The sequence below is a fragment of the Streptomyces puniciscabiei genome (assembly GCF_006715785.1).
Taxonomy (GTDB): Bacteria; Actinomycetota; Actinomycetes; order Streptomycetales; family Streptomycetaceae; genus Streptomyces; species Streptomyces puniciscabiei.
In genome coordinates, this window is record NZ_VFNX01000001.1 from 696,368 (window position 1) to 711,477 (window position 15,110).

Below are 15,110 nucleotides of genomic sequence, written 5' to 3' on the forward strand. Positions count from 1 at the left end.
CCACGACTTTGTGAAATCTTTCACCCACCCTCTTGGCCCGGCCCGCCGATTGGTGCTGGAATGCCGCCACCACTCAACAGCTCGATGGCGTGCTCGGGGAGGGCAACGTGGCGCATCCCGCCATGTCTGGTAACGGAACGACCGCCGGTGACGATCCGCTCCAGACCGCGGTATGGCGGTTGCGCTCGCGGGCCTGCTGGGCGGACGCGGCGGCCCTGCTGCCACGGGACACCGCCGCCGCGGCGCTGCAGCGGGCGGCGCTGCTGGTCGAACGGTGTCTGTACACCGAGCGCGGCTGGCAGGAGGCGGAGGACGCCCTGCGGACGGCGGAGGCGCTCGCGCACACCGACGAGGAGCGGGGGGCCGCCGCCTGCGAGCGCGGCCAACTCGCCTACACGGCAACGCTGCACGGCGTCCGGGACCGCGCGGACGAGGCGCGGGCCGCGCTGGGGCGCGCGGCGGCGCTGATCCCGCCGGCGGCGCCCGGCCGGGCCCTGCTCGACTTCCGCCGGGGACTGATCGCGGAGAATCTGACCCGGGCCCCGCAGGCGGCGCGCGCGGCATACCGCCGGGCGCACGCGGGAGCCGCGGCCCACGCCGACCCGCTGCTGCTGTCCTTCACCTGGCGGCATCTCGCCGGACTCGCCCTGCGGGACGGGGAGTTGGCCGAGGCGCGGCACGGGTTCACGGAATCCCTGCGGATCCGGGAGGAGTTGGGTTATCTGGTGGGTACGGCGCCCGCGCTGGCCTCCCTGGCCGACGCGGAGTCCGAGCCGGAGGCCTCGCGGTTGCGGGAGGAGGCGCGGAGGCTGTTCCGGCTGCTCGGGGGCGTACCGACGTGGCTGGCACGGCAGTTGTCCCCACCGGCGCCGGGTGTGGCCACGGCTTAGGGGCGGGAGCGGCGCAGGGGCGGGTGGGTACGGTCTTGTCGCCGGGTGCGGGCGCGAAGGGGGCGCGGGTCTGTGTCGGACATGCGGCTACCGCCGCGTGGGCGCGACCAGCCACGGCGGACCCGCACCCGGGAGACGGCCCGCGGCCCCACGGCGCTCACCCGACCGCTGAGCCCGCGGACGCGAAGTGCTCGGACACCAACTTCCGCACCACAGCCACGTCCCCTGCGATCAACGCGTCCAGCAGAGCCATGTGCTGGGCCGCGTCCGCGACCAGGTACGCCCGGCCCCGCCGGACCGGTGGCCACTGGGACCGGCGATGGAGATCGGCCGCGACGGCGACCAGCTGCTCGTTGCCCGACAGGGCGAGCAGGGCGCGGTGGAAGGCGCGGTCGGACTCGGCGTACGTCGCCGGGCACCCGGCGGCCGCCGCGCGCACCGTCGCCTCCGCGAGCGGACGCAGTGCGGCCCACCGCTCACCCGGCACGGTCCCGGCGAGCCGCAGCAGCACCGGCACCTCGATGAGCGCCCGCACCTCCGCCAGCTCGGCCAGTTCCCGCGCCCCCCGCTCGACCACCCGGAACCCACGGTTGGGCACGACCTCGACGGCGCCCTCCAGGGCGAGCTGCTGCATGGCCTCCCGCACGGGCGTGGCGGAGACACCGAACCGCTCACCGAGCACCGGCGCCGAGTAGACCTCGCCCGGCTTCAGCTCGCCGGTCACCAGCGCCGTGCGCAGCGCGTCCAGAATCTGCCCGCGCACCGAGGAGCGCTGCACGGCCGGCCGCGGCTCGGGAATCGGCCGCTCACTGTGCGTGTGCTCGCCCCGCGCGGCGGGCACGGCGGTGTCCCGCTCGCGGAAGCCGTCGGGGACGTCCGCGGCGCGCGGCTGCGCGGGCACCCGGGCGCCGACGGAGCCCTGCGTGCTCTGCTTCACGGGTCCCTCCTGGCGGCTTGTCGGCACTTGGGTCATTAACGGTGGGTTGTCACTGGTCCGTCAAGCACCATAGGCGCCGGAGTCGGCCGTGCAAATTCCCCGAAGATCATATAAGGGTAGGTTTACCTCATTTGACCAGGACCGAGCGCGGCTTCGCGTCCACTACGATCATCCCCGTTCACAGCTTCCTCACGGACCACGGGAACTTTCCGTGGAACCACCGGTACAGGTAGTCTTATTCGAACTCAACTCCCGCCCCTCAAGCGGCAGTTCGAGCAGAACGCCGTCCTGGGCATCCCCTTGCACTTCCTTGGCGGCCTCTTGCCCCGAAACCCCCTGAGGGCCGTCGGGAGTGGGCCACTATGGCGGGCGTTACGCCCTATCCCAATGCAAGGGACCCCTGATGAGACTGACCGACATATCGCTGAACTGGCTGCTTCCGGGCGGCGTACTGCTCCTGGGAATGCTGGCGGCGGTGGCGGTGCTCGCGCGCGGCAAGCGCTCCTCCGGGGAGAACGCGAGCGCGGACGACTCGTGGGAGCGCAGCGAGGAGCGCCGCAGACGCAAGGAGGCCATCTACGGCACCGCCTCCTACGTGCTCCTGTTCTGCTGTGCGGCGGTCGCCGCCGCCCTCTCCTTCCACGGCCTCGTCGGCTTCGGCGAACAGAACCTCGGGCTGACCGACGGCTGGCAGTACCTCGTGCCGTTCGGCCTGGACGGCGCGGCGATGTTCTGCTCCGTCCTCGCGGTGCGCGAGGCCAGCCACGGTGACGCGGCCCTCGGCTCCCGGATCCTCGTGTGGCTGTTCGCCGCGGCGGCGGCCTGGTTCAACTGGGTGCACGCGCCCCGGGGCGCGGGTCACGCGGGAGCGCCGCAGTTCTTCTCCGGTATGTCGCTGTCGGCGGCCGTCCTGTTCGACCGGGCGCTGAAGCAGACCCGTCGGGCCGCGCTGCGCGAGCAGGGCCTGGTGCCGCGGCCACTGCCGCAGATCCGCATCGTGCGCTGGCTGCGCGCCCCCCGCGAGACCTACCGGGCCTGGTCGCTGATGCTCCTGGAAGGCGTGCGGAGCCTGGACGAGGCGGTCGAGGAGGTCCGCGAGGACAACCGGCAGAAGGAGCAGGCCCGGCAGCGCCGGCGCGAGCAGCAGCGCATCGAGCGCGCCCAGCTGAAGGCCATCAGCCGGGGCCACCGCGGCTTCGTCAGCCGGGGCGGACGGCAGGTCGAGGTGGAGGTGCAGGCCGTGGAACGCGGCCCCGCCCAGGCGACCGCGGAGCCTGCCATATCGACCGCGGAACAGCTGCCCGTACGCGCCCGACCCTCCCTGCAGCCCGTCCGCAGCGGGTCCGCTGAGCAGGTGACCGTCGACCTCACCGCCGAGGACGACACCATGGCCCTGCCGCGCCTGGACTCCCTGGAGCGCAAGCTGAAGGACCTGGAACAGCAGTTCGGCTAGGACCGCCGCTCACGACGTGCCGGGGCGTGACCAGGCGGGTCACGCCCCGGCCGTTTTCGGCGACCAGCGGCTCCAGCCGCGAGCAGACCGACGCAGCTGTGGACAGTCACCACGCACCCGCACCCGACGCCCCCGCCCCCGCCCCCGCGGAGCGTCACGCGGCCTCGGCGCCCAGTTCGAACCACACCGACTTGCCCACCCCGTGCGGCCGCACGCCCCAGGCGTCCGCGAGGGACTGCACCAGCACCAGGCCCCGCCCATGGGTGTCGTCGTCCCAGTCCGGGCCTCTCAGCTCGGGTCTGCGGGCCAGGAAGTCCCGAACCTCCACGCGCAGTCCGCCCGGCTCCACGACCGCCGTGAGGACCGCGTCGTCGTCGGTGTGGACGAGCGCGTTGGTGACCAGTTCGCTGGTGAGCAGTTCGGCGATCTCCGAGCGGCCCGGCTTGCCCCAGTGCCGCAGCAGTTCGCGCAGCTCCCGGCGAGCCTCGGGCACCGCCCTGAGATCCGCCCGCCCCAGCCTGCGCCGGAGCCGGTGCGCGTGTTCCGTGATGGTGCCGGGCTCTTCCCCCGCCGTCTCCCCCGTCGTCGCCGAGGAGCCCCCGACGACCGCGGGACCGCCCCCTCGTGCCTGCCTCTTCATGACCCCCGCCCGCACGCCGCTGGACCCTGCCCCTCCTGGTCGAACACGTTCACGGGGGATGCTTGCCCAGCACGCACACAGGCAGTCATCACGCACGCCCGAAGACCGGCGGTTCGGCCACGGCCGTACGGCGTCCGGGCCGGCCACCGGACCGTGCCGCACCCGGCCGGCCGGCTCCCCGCGGGGCCCTGGGCGCCACGGATGCCCCGGGACGGCAGGGCAGATGCACGCGGCACCGGCCGTCGGCACGCCGTCACACGCCGTGAAACTGGCCGAAATCCGCTCCCCGGACGCGGGTTTCCTCAAGGGCGCGGCACGTTGCGGAGGTTGGAGCGGGCCATCTGGAGCATGCGGCCGACGCCGCCGTCCAGCACGATCCTGGAGGCGGACAGCGCGAAGCCGGTGACCATCTCGGCGCTGATCTTCGGCGGGATGGACAGGGCGTTGGGGTCGGTGACGACGTCCACCAGGGCCGGTCCCTTGTGCTTGAAGGCGTCCTTGAGCGCGCCGGCGAGCTGCTTGGGCTTCTCCACGCGGATCCCATGGACCCCACAGGCGCGGGCGACGGCGGCGAAGTCGGGGTTGGTGTTGGCGGTGCCGTAGGAGGGCAGCCCGGAGACCAGCATCTCCAGCTCGACCATGCCGAGGGAGGAGTTGTTGAACAGCACGACCTTGACGGGCAGGTCGTACTGCACGAGCGTCAGGAAGTCACCCATCAGCATGGTGAACCCGCCGTCGCCGGACATCGACACCACCTGCCGGCGCCGGTCGGTGAACTGGGCGCCGATCGCCATGGGCAGCGCGTTCGCCATCGACCCGTGCGAGAAGGAACCGATGATCCTGCGCCGTCCGTTGGGCGAGACGTACCGCGCGGCCCATACGTTGCACATGCCGGTGTCGACGGTGAACACCGCGTCGTCGTCGGCGACTTCGTCCAGGACGGCGGCCACGTACTCGGGGTGGATCGGGACGTGCTTGTCGACCTTGCGGGTGTACGCCTTGACCACGCCCTCGAGCGCGTCGGCGTGTTTCTTCAGCATCCGGTCGAGGAAGCGCCGGCTGGTCTTCTCCTTCACCCGCGGGGTGAGACAGCGCAGGGTCTCGCGTACGTCGCCCCACACGGCGAGGTCGAGGCGGGAGCGGCGGCCGAGCACCTCGGGCCGCACGTCGACCTGGGCGATCCGCACGTCGTCGGGGAGGAAGGCGTTGTAGGGGAAGTCGGTGCCGAGCAGGATCAGCAGGTCGCACTCGTGGGTGGCCTCGTAGGCGGCGCCGTAGCCGAGCAGTCCGCTCATGCCGACGTCGTAGGGGTTGTCGTACTGGATGAATTCCTTGCCGCGCAGCGCGTGCCCCACCGGAGACTTGATCTTCCCGGCGAACTCCATGACCTCCGCGTGCGCGCCCGCCGTGCCGCTGCCGCAGAAAAGGGTTACCCGGTCCGCCGCGTCGATCATCCCGACGAGCGCGTCGATCTCGGCGTCGCCGGGCCGGACCGTCGGCCGGGAGGTGACCAGGGCGCTCTGCGCGGCCTTCTCCGGGGCAGGCTGGGCGGCGATGTCACCGGGCAGCGCGACCACGCTGACACCGCTCTGCCCGACCGCGTGCTGGATGGCGGTCTGCAGCAGCCGGGGCATCTGCTTCGGGCTGGAGATCAGCTCGCTGTAGTGGCTGCACTCCTGGAAGAGCCGGTCGGGGTGGGTCTCCTGGAAGTAGCCGAGGCCGATCTCGCTCGACGGGATGTGCGAGGCCAGCGCGAGCACCGGGGCCATGGAGCGGTGCGCGTCGTACAGGCCGTTGATCAGGTGCAGGTTGCCCGGACCGCAGGAGCCGGCGCAGGCCGCCAGCTTGCCGGTGATCTGCGCCTCGGCGCCGGCCGCGAAGGCGGCGGTCTCCTCGTGGCGCACGTGGATCCAGTCGATGGCGGCGTTGCGGCGGACCGCGTCCACCACCGGGTTGAGGCTGTCCCCGACCACGCCGTAGAGGCGGCGCACACCGGCGCGGACGAGGATGTCGACGAACTGCTCGGCTACGTTCTGTTTGGCCATGCACCCATGGATGCACAGGGGAAACGGTTACGCCTCCCACACGGCCGCCGCCGTACGGTCGTCGGCGTAGCCCTTCACCCGCACCTGGGCGTCGGCGAGGAACGCGGCGAGCCCGGGCGGGGTACGGCCGGACCAGCGGCGGGCCAGGTAGGCGCAGAGGGCGGCCTCGCCGCGCAGCGGATCGGCCAGGCCGGCGGTGCACATCACCAGGGCATCACCCGGGCGGGCTACCGAGGTGCGGAACCGGAACGGCTCGCGGGGCGGCTCCGGGGCCGGCTCGTAGGGGCTCGGCGGGGTCGGGATGCCGAAGTCCATGGTGAGCCGGTCGCCCTCGGCGGTCTGGGCCGGGGGCGAGCCGAAGCCGACCACGGGCGCGCCGGTGGCGTCCTCGGGTGTGACCTTCGGCTCGATGTCCTGCCACGCGCCGTCCCGCAGCCGGAACAGGCCGCCGTCGCCGACGCCGAAGAACACGCGCGTACGGCAGTCGGGGTCGGCGGGCAGCAGCAGACAGCGCAGGCTCGCCGTGAACTCCTCCGGGTCGACGCCCTGTTCGACGGCGCTCGCGCGGAGCTTGCCGAGGCTGCGGTCGGTCAGCCGGTGCAGCCCCGACTTCAGGTCGCCGCGCCGGGCCGCCCGGATGTCCTCCACGAGCCGGTGATGACTGCGGCCCACGGCCCGCCCGATCCACCGGCACGCCTCCGCCGCCGCCAGGTGCGCGCCCGGGGCGCCCCGCGCTCCGGTCGCCATCGCGACGAGCACCAGCGCCTGTCGCCCCGTCCCGAACCGGGCGGTGAGCAGTGAGTCCCTGCGCGGCTCGCCCCGGTACCGCGCCGAGTCCCCGCGCATCGACACCGCCCGCAGCGTGCACGCACCGTACCGGGCCCCGTCCAGCACCGTGTCCGCGACCAACTCCCCCAGCCCGTCCGGATCGGCGGCCGGGAGCGCGGTCGGCTCCGGGTCATAGGTGGGCGGACCGGAACCGACGTAGTCGACGGCGGAGGGGGGCGGGGGTGAGGGGGACACGGAGGGCGCGGGGGCCGGAGCTGAGCCGGCGGTGGCGGGTGCGGGCAGGTCGCGCGGGTCGGGGACCGCCACCGGCGACGTCTCCGGCCCGGGAGAGTCCTGCGGCTCCCCGGGGGAGGCCGACGCGGAGGGGCCCAGCGGCGGACGGGAGAAGGCAGGGGCGGGTGGGTCCTCCCGCCGTCCGGGCGAGCCGGGCGCGGGCGGGTCCTGCAGTCGGCGGGGTGAGGCGGGTGTGGGCGGATCCTGTGGGGGGCCGCTGGTGGGTGGTCCGGTGGGTGGGGTGGGCGAAGAGGGACCGGCGGGCGAGGGCGGGGCGGTGGATTCCGGCGGTGTCGTGGACGGTTCGGGGGGCCTGTCGGCCGAGGGAAGGGACGACGGGGGCTCCCAGGGGGACCGTGGCCCAGGCGGCGTGCCGGGCGCCCCGTCGGGAGCCGGAGGCTGAGCGGCCGGCGTCACCGGCGGCGAGAGGACCGGCGGCGCGGAGGGCGGGTCCTGTGCCGCGCGTTGCGTCGGCACCGCGGCGCCCCGCCACTCCGTTCCGCCGGCGCCTCCGGCACCGAGGACGGCCCCGCTCCCCCGTGCCGAGCCCGTGTCGGCTCTCCGCGCGCCGCCATCGCCGTCCCGGCTGCCCCGCGCCCGGTCACTCGCCGGTGCCGGGACCGGCCGGCCCGTCACCGTGTGTTTCGCGGAGGCGAAGCGGTCGTCCAGGGAATCGGGCGCGGACGTGGGGCCCGTGTCCTCGGTGGAGTCGTCGTACAGCTGTCCCCACCACTCGTCCTCAGGACGGGCGGGCCTTCCCCCCTGCTGGCTCATGCCCCTAATTGTCCACCGCACGGGCCGCATGAAAACGGAGCATCGGGAAAATCCGGCGCACCCGGCCGTGTCGAAGAGCGTGTCGGGTGAGGGAGTGAACAGCCGTACGGGAGGGGACGGATGGCCGCGGGGCGGCCCCACCCCCCAGGGGAGGACCGCCCGACGACGTCCCAAGTGGCCCGGCCCCGGATCCCCTTCGCGTGGCTCGCACACGTCCGGGCCCGGGCCACGAACCTGACGACCGGTCATGACAGGGCACCGGTCGGATGGCCGGATGGTGGCTTGGTTTCCTGGGACCGGGCTGTGAATCGAGCGCACGGCCCGTGTCCCGCGGTGCTGCCACCTTGGCAGACTCGCCTCCGGTACGGCGATGATGTTCCGCGGCGGGTTTGCGCCGTGGCCGGTTTCCGCCAGGCCGGGCCCGTCGTCGTGTTCTCGGGCCTGGAGTCCGGGTCCGTTCCAGGGGAGGGGCGTGGGCCGATGCTGGCGGCGATCGGGCTGGACGACAGGCACGAGGCGGCGTACCGGGCGCTGGTGTCCGTGGGTGCGGCCGAGGTGACCGATCTGGCGCGGCGCCTGCGGCTGTCCGAGCCGGACGCCGAGCGCACGCTGCGCCGACTGGAACGGCAGGGGCTCGCCGCCCAGTCCCCGGCGCGGCCGGGCCGCTGGGTGGCGGCCCCGCCCGGGGTGGCGCTGGGCGCGCTGCTCACCCAGCAGCGACACGAGCTGGAGAAGGCGGAACTGGCGGCGGCGCTGCTCGCGGAGGAGTACCGGGCGACGGCGGCCGAGCCCGCGGTGCACGACCTGGTGGAGGTGGTGACCGGTGCCTCGGCGGTGGCCCAGCGCTTTCTGCAGCTGCAGCTGGGGGCGGCCGAGGAGGTGTGCGCTCTGGTGACCGGCAATCCGGTGGTCGTGTCCGGGCTGGAGAACGAGGCGGAGGCACAGGCGGCCGGGCGGGGGGTGCGCTACCGGGTGGTGGTGGAGCGCGCGGTGCTGGAACTGCCGCACGGAATGACCGAGTTGACGGCCGCGCTCGCCCGGGACGAGCGGGTGCGGGCGGTGGACCGGGTGCCGACGAAGCTGGTGATCGCCGACCGTGCGCTCGCGATGGTGCCGCTGACCTCGCGCACGGCGGAGCCGGCCGCGCTGGTGGTGCACGCCGGCGGGCTGCTGGAACTGCTGGCCGGGCTGTTCGAGTCGGTGTGGCGGGAGGCGCTGCCGCTGCGGCTGGGGGCGTCGGGGGTGGTGGAGGACGAATCCGCCGGCCCGGACGCCACCGACCTGGAGGTGCTGTCGCTGCTGCTGGCCGGGCTGACCGACGCGAGCGTGGCCAAGCAGCTCGACCTGGGACTCAGGACCGTGCAGCGCCGGGTGCGGCGGCTGATGGAGCTGGCCGGGGTGTCGACCCGGCTGCAGCTGGGCTGGCACGCGTACGAACGGGGCTGGGTCGCGCGCTCGTAGGCCGCGGCTCCGGCCCGCCCGGCGCCCGCCCGCCTTCTCCGGCACTCTGGGCAGATGGGAGTGTGGCAGCTCCTGCTGGTCGGGGTGGTCGTCACGCTCGGCCTGTGCGGAGTGCTGGTGCCCGGGGTGCCGGGATCGTGGCTGGTGTGGGCCGCGGTGCTGTGGTGGGCGCTGACGGATCCGCAGCCGCTGGCCTGGGCCGTCCTGGTGGGGGCCGGCGCGGTACTGCTGCTGTCGCTGGCGCTCCGCTCGGCGCTCCCCCCGCGCCGGCTCCGTGAGAGCGGCGCCACCCCGCGGATGCGGCTGTACGCGGGCGCCGGGGCGTTCCTCGGCTTCGTACTGCTGCCGGTGCTGGGCGCCCTGCCGGGCTTCGTGGCCGGCATCTACCTCCACGAGCGCCTGCGCCTGGGCCGGCACGGCGAGGCGATGGCCGCCCTCCGGACCACGATGCGCTCGGGCGGCTCCAGCGTCCTGGCGGAACTGTTCGCCTGCCTGCTGATCGCGGGGGCGTGGCTGGGAGCGGTGCTGTGGGGGTGAGCATCGCCTCACGGAGCGGAGCCGGAGAAAGTGGCAGGCACGCCCCGTCACACACCCCGCCGCTCACCCCCCGTCAGCGCACCCTGCCGAGGGCGTCGCGCACCGTCTCTGCCACTGCCGCCATTCCGGTGTCGTTGAAGTGCAGGTGGTCCCCGGGGTCGTAGGCGGGGAGGAGGCGGGTGGGGTCGGTCGGGTCGCGGAGGGCGGCGTCGGCGTCGGCGACCGCGTCGAAGATGCCGGCAGTGCGGATGAAGGCGTTCACCCGCTGCCGTACCGCCTCACGGACGTCCGTGTAGGCGGGAAAGCCCCGGTACGGGGTGAGGGTGACACCGACGACCCGGATGCCCCGGGCGTGGGCGCGGGCGACGAGGGTGCGGTAGGCGTCGGCGTAGGCGGTGACGTCGTCCGCCGCCGGTGTGCCCTTGATGTCGTTGATGCCCTCCAGGACGACCAGGACCCGTACCCCGGCCCGGTCCAGGGCGTCGGCGTCCAGGCGGGCGAGGGCGCTCGGTCCGGTGCCGTCGCGGAGCAAACGGTTACCGGAGATTCCGGCGTTGAGGACGCCCAGCCGGTAGGCGCGGAGCTGTTCGGCGAGCCGGTCGGGCCAGCGGTGGTTGGTGTCGGGGGTGGAACCGTTTCCGTCGGTGAGGGAGTCGCCGAACGCGACGATACTGCCCGCGGTGGTACCGAGGACGTCGACGCCGGTGACGTAGTACCAGCGGCTGACGATGCCGGTGTAGGCGCCGCCGTCCTCGTCGGCGGCCCGGCCCGCACCCTCCGGGGCGACGTAGCTGGTCTGCAGGGCGGTCTGGTGGTCGGTGGCGGGTCCGCTGTCGTCGGGGGTGTACACGGTGACGAGGAGATCGGCGGCGGCCGGGACGCGCAGCGGCACCGGGTCGGTGACCGCGTCCCGACCGGGTGGGACGGTGACCGTCGGGGCGCCGTGGAAGGTGGCGGTGCGCACCGTGCCGGGCAGCGCGTCCGGGCCGGCCCCCCGGCGCAGTGCGACGGTGACCGCGCCGAGCCGCAGGGGCGCGGTGCCGAAACGGTTGCCGAGCCGGATGCGCACGGCCGTACCGCCGACGCTGAGGTGGACGACGTTGCGGATCGCGGCGCCGGGCAGTGCGGAAGCGGATCCCGACGGCGCGGTCTCCCAGCTCCCCGTCCAGGCCGGCCCCGGCGGTGCCGGCTCCGCCACGGCGGGCGCCATCGTGCCCGGCAGCATCGCCAGCACCAGCACCGTCAGGATCCGCCCGGCCCCGGCCATCTCCGCACCCGCCCTTCCCCGTTGCCCGTCGGACCAGACCGTGCCACACGGCCGGGCCCGGCCGGCGCACCCGCGACGGCGGTCCACCCGCTCGGCGCAACCCGGCGTAGGACGGCGGGCCTAGGGCGCGAAGCCGATGTGCGGGGCGGCTCGGCGTGCTTGGCTGCCGTCATGACCGAATTCAGCGAGGCGGAGCGGGCGTATCTGGCGTCGCAGCGGCTGGGCCGCATGGCCACCGTCGACCCGCACGGCCGGCCGCAGGCGAACCCCGTGGGCTTCCACGTCCAGGACGACGGCACGATCCTGATCGGCGGCTACGCGATGGGGACGACGAAGAAGTGGCGCAATCTCCGGCACAACCCGAAGGTGGCCCTGGTCGTGGACGACATCGCGAGCGTACAGCCCTGGCGGGTGCGCGGCGTCGACATCCGCGGCGAGGCCGAACTCCTCGTCGGCCCGCACGACTTGGGCCCGCACTTCAGCGAGGAGCTGATCCGCATCCATCCCCACCGGGTGCACAGCTGGGGCCTGGAGGAGGAGCGGCCGGGTACCGACAAGAGCTAGGTGTATTGACCTGAAGTCTGACTCCCTCCCCCGTCGCGGCGGGCGCGAGGCCCGTCCTCCGGGCGGACGGCGGGAGCTCGACGACAGGACCTGGCGTGGCGTGGGCGGGCCGTGCTCGGCGGAGTTCCTGAGGTCCGGCATCAGCCGGTTGGTCCGCTCCGCGTGGTCGATCCGGGGCCCGTGGCCGGAGGCTGTCGGTCTGCCCCGCGTATCGGCCGAGGCTCGGTACCAGCGTCCTGGTGGGCCGACGCGACGCCGAATGGCGCCCGGCCCCCACCGGAGTCCGCCCGGGCGGTGGCGGGTGCCTGGCCGGTGAGCGCGCCCTCCAGGGTCAGCAGCCACACCTTCCGTTCGACACCGCCGGCATACCCGGTCATCGATCCGTCCGCGCCGATGACCCGGTGGCACGGGCGCACGATCAGCAGGGGGTTGGCGCCGATCGCCCCGCCGACGGCGCGCACCGCCGCGCGGGAGGCGCCGATCCGCGCGGCGATCTCTCCGTAGGTGACGGTGGCGCCGTACGGCACCTCGTCCAGCGCGGCCCACACGCGCTGCCGGAACTCGGTGCCCCGAGGGCTCGACACCAGCCGGAATTCCTTGAGCTCACCGGCGAAGTAGGCGGCGAGCTGGTCCGCGGCGGCCCGGAACGGCTCGGAATCGTGCCGCCAGGCGTCCTGCACGCCCTGGAGGCTCAGCCCGCCCTTCTGCCCGGGCACGGACAGCGAGGTGAGCGCCCCGTCCGCGTCGGCGGTGAGCAGCAACCGGCCCACGGGAGCGTCGAGTTCGGTCCAGTAAACGGTTGTCATCGGTCGTTCCACTCCCCTGTTGCTCGCAGATGCCGGACGGCGTACGAGCGCCAGGGCCGCCAGTCGTCCGGCACCTGCGCGCCGGGCGGGGCGACGTCCGGATCGCCGAGGGCGCGCACGCGTACGGCGGCGACGGTGGCCGGGTCCATCCCGGGCAGGGCGAGCAGCGCTGCCTGCGCGTCGTCCCGGTCGGCCCCCGGGTCCAGCCGAACGGTCCCGTCGGCGAGGGCGGCGGTCAGCGCACCCAGCGTCCCGTGCGGCTCGGCCTCGGCGAGGACGGCCGGCTCGGGGAAGAGATGGGTGAGGCTGCCGCAGGGCGCGTCGAGCGCCTTGCCGTAGCGCCGCACCAGCTCCTGAGCGCCCTCCCTCCCGGCCAGGGCGCGGACGGCGGCCTCCGCCGGGTCCACGGCGCCGGGTGAGCGCAGCCCGGGCCGGGCGGCGACCAGCGGGCCGAGCCGGGGGTCGGCGCCGAGCCGCTCGTCGACGGCGTACGGGTCGGCGTCGAGGTCGAACAGGCGCCGCAGCCGCTGCACCGCGGTGGTCAGGTCCCGGAGGTCGGTGAGGTGCAGCCGCGCGTCGAGCCAGCCGCCCGGACGAGTGCCGGTACCGGGCCTCGGCGCCCCGGTGCGCTCCTCGACGGCGACGATCCCGGTGCCGTACGGCAGCCGCAGCGTGCGCCGGTAGGTACGGCCGCCCGGCGCGCCGGAAACCTCCTCGACACCGGTTACCGCCTCCGCCGCGAGCTGGTCGAAGACGGCGGCGGCCTGGTAGGGCCCGCGGTGGGCGAGCCGCAACGGGATCCCGGCGCCCGGAGCGGCCCGGCCGGCGCCCCGGCCCGGGGAGGCGCCCCGGGGCCCGGGGGCGGCGGCCCGCAGCTCGGTCGGCGTCGAGGCGTACACCTCCCGGACGGTGTCGTTGAACTGCCGCACGCTGGCGAACCCGGACGCGAACGCGATCTCGGTGACCGGCAGCTCGGTGGTCTGCAGCAGCACCCGCGCGGTGTGCGCCCGCTGGGCCCGGGCGAGCGCCACGGGTCCGGCGCCGAGTTCCGCGGTGAGCTGCCGCTGGACCTGCCGCGCGCTGTAGCCGAGCCGCGCGGCGAGCCCGGCGACGCCGTCGCGGTCCACGACGCCGTCGGCGATCAGCCGCATGGCCCGCCCGACGACGTCCGCCCGCACGTTCCACTCCGCCGACCCCGGCACGGCGTCCGGCCGGCACCGCCGGCAGGCCCGGAACCCGGCCCGCTGCGCGGCGGCGGCCGTCGCGAAGAACCGCACGTTGTGCCGCTTCGGCGTCACCGCGGGGCAGCTGGGCCGGCAGTAGATCCCGGTGGTCTCGACGGCGAAGAAGAACACCCCGTCGAACCGCCCGTCCCTGCTCCGCACCGCCTCGTACCTGGTGTCTTCGTCCATCACGTGTTCCAGTGTGCGGCTGCGGACGAGGGCGGGGCTGGCGGAAATCGGACATGACAGTGTGCTGTGCCCGGACAGCGCCCCGAAGGGGCGCGCGGAACTGCGCGACCAGCCACGTCGTACCCGCGCCCCGAGGACGGTCAGCACCCCTGCGGCGCGGCCTACGTCCAACGCCCGCGCTTGAACTCCATCGCCGCCTTCCCCTCCGCTCCCTTCCTCCGCCAGTCCCGCCGAAGCTCCGCACGGACCCGCGCATCGGTCTTGGCCACGATCCACTGGTTCTCCCGCACCAGCTTGCGGTAGCTCTCCAGCCGGCGCTGCGGAAGCTCCCCGCTCTCCACGGCGGAGCGCACCGCGCAGTCCGGCTCGGTCTCGTGGGAGCAGTCGTGGAAACGGCACCGCTCAGCCAGTTCCTCGATCTCGGCGAACACCTGGCCGACCCCGCCCTCGGCGTCGTACAGGCCGACGCCCCGCAGCCCGGGTGTGTCGATGAGCACCCCGCCCGAGGGCAGGGCGAGCAGGTTGCGGGTGGTCGTGGTGTGCCGGCCCTTGCCGTCGACGTCCCGCGCCGCCCGCACGTCCATGGCGTCCCGGCCGACGAGGGCGTTGGCCAGCGTGGACTTGCCCGCGCCGGACTGGCCGAGCAGCACGGACGTACCGGAGCCGACGAGCGCGACGAGGATGTCGAGCCCCTCCCCCTGCAGGGCGCTGACCGTGAGCACCGGCACGCCGGGCGCGCTCGTCTCCACGTCCTGCACGAGGTGCGCGAGGGTGACCGGGTCCGGCACCAGGTCGGCCTTGGTGAGGACGACGACGGGCTGGGCGCCGGACTCCCAGGCCAGGGCGAGGAAGCGTTCGATCCGGCCGAGGTCGAGCTCGACGGCGAGCGACACGGCGACCACGGCGTGGTCGACGTTGGCGGCGAGGATCTGCCCGTCGGACCGCTTGGAGGAGGTGGAGCGCACGAAGGCGGTGCGGCGCGGCAGATACGCGCGGACGTAGCGGGGGTCACCGTCGGGGTCGACGGCGACCCAGTCCCCCGTGCACACGACCTTCATCGGATCGCGGGGCACGACGAACTCGGTGTCGGCGCGGACGGTCCCGTCGGCGGTGACGACGTCGCACTGGCCGCGGTCGACCCGGACGACCCGGCCGGGCACCAGCCCGTGGGCGGCGTGGGGGGCGAACGCATCGGCCCAGGCCTCGTCCCAGCCGTAGGGAGCCAGCGCGGAGGACACAGCGGAGAGGGAAGTCAAGGGAGA

At 74.3% G+C, this 15,110-nt stretch carries 12 protein-coding genes and 1 pseudogene; 5 read left to right on the forward strand and 8 right to left on the reverse strand.

Features of this window, described 5'->3' with window-relative positions:
• Positions 1–122: 122 nt before the first annotated feature.
• On the forward strand, positions 123–890 hold the full coding sequence (locus FB563_RS03205; RefSeq protein WP_055706499.1) for a hypothetical protein: 768 nt from the start codon (positions 123–125) through the stop codon (positions 888–890).
• A 157-nt stretch (positions 891–1,047) separates the two neighbouring features.
• On the opposite strand, the gene FB563_RS03210 is transcribed toward FB563_RS03205, so the two are convergent.
• Positions 1,048–1,827: a GntR family transcriptional regulator gene (locus FB563_RS03210; protein ID WP_055710068.1), complete on the reverse strand. Its 780-nt coding sequence runs from the start codon at positions 1,825–1,827 to the stop codon at positions 1,048–1,050.
• Between the two features lie 403 nt (positions 1,828–2,230).
• On the opposite strand from FB563_RS03210, the gene FB563_RS03215 reads away from it, so the two are divergent.
• Entirely contained in the window at positions 2,231–3,280 is a 1,050-nt protein-coding gene (locus FB563_RS03215; RefSeq protein WP_055710069.1) for a DUF2637 domain-containing protein, read from the forward strand.
• A 154-nt stretch (positions 3,281–3,434) separates the two neighbouring features.
• On the opposite strand, the gene FB563_RS03220 is transcribed toward FB563_RS03215, so the two are convergent.
• From FB563_RS03220 to FB563_RS03230, 3 genes are all read right to left on the reverse strand, one after another.
• Positions 3,435–3,920: an ATP-binding protein gene (locus FB563_RS03220; RefSeq protein WP_244328998.1), complete on the reverse strand. Its 486-nt coding sequence runs from the start codon at positions 3,918–3,920 to the stop codon at positions 3,435–3,437.
• A 302-nt stretch (positions 3,921–4,222) separates the two neighbouring features.
• Positions 4,223–5,965 carry a pyruvate dehydrogenase gene (locus FB563_RS03225; protein WP_055710639.1) on the reverse strand — a complete coding sequence of 581 codons (1,743 nt, stop codon included), beginning with the start codon at positions 5,963–5,965 and terminating at the stop codon, positions 4,223–4,225.
• Positions 5,966–5,992: 27 nt separating this feature from the next.
• Positions 5,993–7,444 carry a protein phosphatase 2C domain-containing protein gene (locus FB563_RS03230; protein WP_425281739.1) on the reverse strand — a complete coding sequence of 484 codons (1,452 nt, stop codon included), beginning with the start codon at positions 7,442–7,444 and terminating at the stop codon, positions 5,993–5,995.
• A gap of 837 nt (positions 7,445–8,281) precedes the next feature.
• Here FB563_RS03230 and FB563_RS03235 point away from each other — a divergent pair.
• Both FB563_RS03235 and FB563_RS03240 read left to right on the forward strand, forming a co-directional pair.
• Entirely contained in the window at positions 8,282–9,262 is a 981-nt protein-coding gene (locus FB563_RS03235; RefSeq protein ID WP_055704451.1) for a helix-turn-helix transcriptional regulator, read from the forward strand.
• A 54-nt stretch (positions 9,263–9,316) separates the two neighbouring features.
• Entirely contained in the window at positions 9,317–9,799 is a 483-nt protein-coding gene (locus FB563_RS03240) for a DUF456 domain-containing protein (protein ID WP_055704450.1), read from the forward strand.
• A gap of 73 nt (positions 9,800–9,872) precedes the next feature.
• Here the strand turns inward: FB563_RS03240 and FB563_RS03245 are convergent, their stop codons facing one another.
• Positions 9,873–11,066: an SGNH/GDSL hydrolase family protein gene (locus tag FB563_RS03245; protein WP_055704449.1), complete on the reverse strand. Its 1,194-nt coding sequence runs from the start codon at positions 11,064–11,066 to the stop codon at positions 9,873–9,875.
• 171 nt (positions 11,067–11,237) lie between these two features.
• Here FB563_RS03245 and FB563_RS03250 point away from each other — a divergent pair, with 171 nt between their 5' ends.
• Positions 11,238–11,630 (forward strand): PPOX class F420-dependent oxidoreductase, encoded by a 393-nt coding sequence (locus FB563_RS03250; protein ID WP_055704448.1) that lies wholly within the window; start codon positions 11,238–11,240, stop codon positions 11,628–11,630.
• 314 nt (positions 11,631–11,944) lie between these two features.
• On the opposite strand, the pseudogene FB563_RS03255 reads toward FB563_RS03250, so the two are convergent.
• The 3 genes and pseudogenes from FB563_RS03255 to rsgA form a co-directional block, all read right to left on the reverse strand.
• Positions 11,945–12,436: pseudogene (locus FB563_RS03255) on the reverse strand (methylated-DNA--[protein]-cysteine S-methyltransferase); the annotation flags it as partial.
• Entirely contained in the window at positions 12,433–13,848 is a 1,416-nt protein-coding gene (locus tag FB563_RS03260) for a DNA-3-methyladenine glycosylase 2 family protein (RefSeq protein ID WP_107100522.1), read from the reverse strand. The pseudogene FB563_RS03255 and the gene FB563_RS03260, both read right to left, overlap by 4 nt.
• 161 nt (positions 13,849–14,009) lie before the next feature.
• Positions 14,010–15,104, reverse strand: coding sequence for a ribosome small subunit-dependent GTPase A (rsgA, locus tag FB563_RS03265; protein WP_055704446.1), 1,095 nt, complete (start codon positions 15,102–15,104; stop codon positions 14,010–14,012).
• Between the last annotated feature and the right edge of the window lie 6 nt (positions 15,105–15,110).

Excerpts from the sequence above, each read along its gene's own strand:
- FB563_RS03205 (WP_055706499.1), top strand. The coding sequence starts at position 123 with ATGTCTGGTAACGGAACGACCGCCGGTGACGATCCGCTCCAGACCGCG.
- FB563_RS03215 (WP_055710069.1), top strand. The coding sequence starts at position 2,231 with ATGAGACTGACCGACATATCGCTGAACTGGCTGCTTCCGGGCGGCGTA.
- FB563_RS03220 (WP_244328998.1), bottom strand. The coding sequence starts at position 3,920 with ATGAAGAGGCAGGCACGAGGGGGCGGTCCCGCGGTCGTCGGGGGCTCC.
- FB563_RS03225 (WP_055710639.1), bottom strand. The coding sequence starts at position 5,965 with ATGGCCAAACAGAACGTAGCCGAGCAGTTCGTCGACATCCTCGTCCGC.
- FB563_RS03235 (WP_055704451.1), top strand. The coding sequence starts at position 8,282 with ATGCTGGCGGCGATCGGGCTGGACGACAGGCACGAGGCGGCGTACCGG.
- FB563_RS03240 (WP_055704450.1), top strand. The coding sequence starts at position 9,317 with ATGGGAGTGTGGCAGCTCCTGCTGGTCGGGGTGGTCGTCACGCTCGGC.
- FB563_RS03245 (WP_055704449.1), bottom strand. The coding sequence starts at position 11,066 with ATGGCCGGGGCCGGGCGGATCCTGACGGTGCTGGTGCTGGCGATGCTG.
- FB563_RS03250 (WP_055704448.1), top strand. The coding sequence starts at position 11,238 with ATGACCGAATTCAGCGAGGCGGAGCGGGCGTATCTGGCGTCGCAGCGG.
- FB563_RS03260 (WP_107100522.1), bottom strand. The coding sequence starts at position 13,848 with ATGGACGAAGACACCAGGTACGAGGCGGTGCGGAGCAGGGACGGGCGG.